The following is a 1,064-nucleotide window of genomic DNA, read 5'->3' on the forward strand; positions in this document are numbered from 1 at the left end:
GTCGTCGGCTCGTCGGCGATCAGCACGTCCGGCTCGAGCGCCAGCGCCATGGCGATCATCACCCGCTGGCGCATGCCGCCGGACAGTTCGTGCGGAAACTGCTTTAGCCGGCTTTCGGCTTCCGAAATGCGCACCGCCTTCAGCGCCTCGATGGCACGCTGGCGAGCCTCGCTCTGCGACAGGGAGGTATGCGCCTCGATGGATTCGGTGAGCTGCCGGCCGATCGACAGCACCGGGTTGAGTGAGGTCATCGGCTCCTGGAAGATCATGGCGATGCGGTTGCCGCGAATGCGCCGCATCCGGCGCTCGTCCAGAATCGTCAGATCTGTATCGCCGAGATGGACCTTGCCGGATGAAATCCTGGCGGCAGGCTGCGGCAGAAGCTGCATGATGGCCAGAGCGGTCATCGACTTGCCGGAGCCGGATTCACCGGCAATGCACAGCGTCTCGCCACGAGACAACGTCAGCGACAGGTCGGAGACGACCTCGCGCTCGCCCTCCTCGCCGCGCACGCTGACGGAGAGGTTGGCGATGTCGAGTATGGGTTCGCTGGCGGCGATCATTGCGCGCGTGACCCGGAGAGGGATTTACTCCGGCACACCCCCCTCCTCATTCAAACACGCAGCGCGGAAAGTAGAACGACACCACCCAGTTCGGCATGTCGACGATCTCGCTGATGCGGAGATCGCCGCAGACCGAGGCCAGCATATAGGCCTCGACTGGGTCGATGTGATAACGACCGGCGAGCAGGTCGACCATCTGCGCAACCGCTTCCCTGGCGCCGGTCATCAGGTCCGGACCGATGCCGGTCGTCACCTCATAGCCCTTGGCGTCGAGATGGCGCGTCACCGGGCCTGGCGTGGTGAAGCGCGGCGTCTTCAGCCTGGCATCCTTGACCAGGTCGAGCTTGAGCACGACGTCCATCGGACTTTCGATCGCCGTGCCGCAGACCTCGCCGTCACCTTGCGCGGCATGGGTGTCGCCAACCGAAAACAGCGCGCCCGCCACTTCCACCGGCAGATAGAGCGTGGTGCCGGCGGCGAGATCGCGGATGTCGAGCTGTC

The 1,064-nt window shown here is 64.9% G+C and carries 2 protein-coding genes; both read right to left on the reverse strand.

All coding sequences use genetic code 11. From position 1 onward, the window contains the following. A partial coding sequence (locus EN925_RS37065) for an ABC transporter ATP-binding protein (RefSeq protein ID WP_206633162.1) occupies window positions 1–563 on the reverse strand: 563 nt, incomplete at its 3' end. Window positions 564–609: 46 nt separating this feature from the next. After that, a partial coding sequence (locus tag EN925_RS37070) for an acetamidase/formamidase family protein (RefSeq protein ID WP_206633163.1) occupies window positions 610–1,064 on the reverse strand: 455 nt, incomplete at its 5' end.

The organism is Mesorhizobium sp. M7A.F.Ca.US.006.04.2.1, assembly GCF_004022915.1.
Taxonomy (GTDB): domain Bacteria; phylum Pseudomonadota; class Alphaproteobacteria; order Rhizobiales; family Rhizobiaceae; genus Mesorhizobium; species Mesorhizobium ciceri.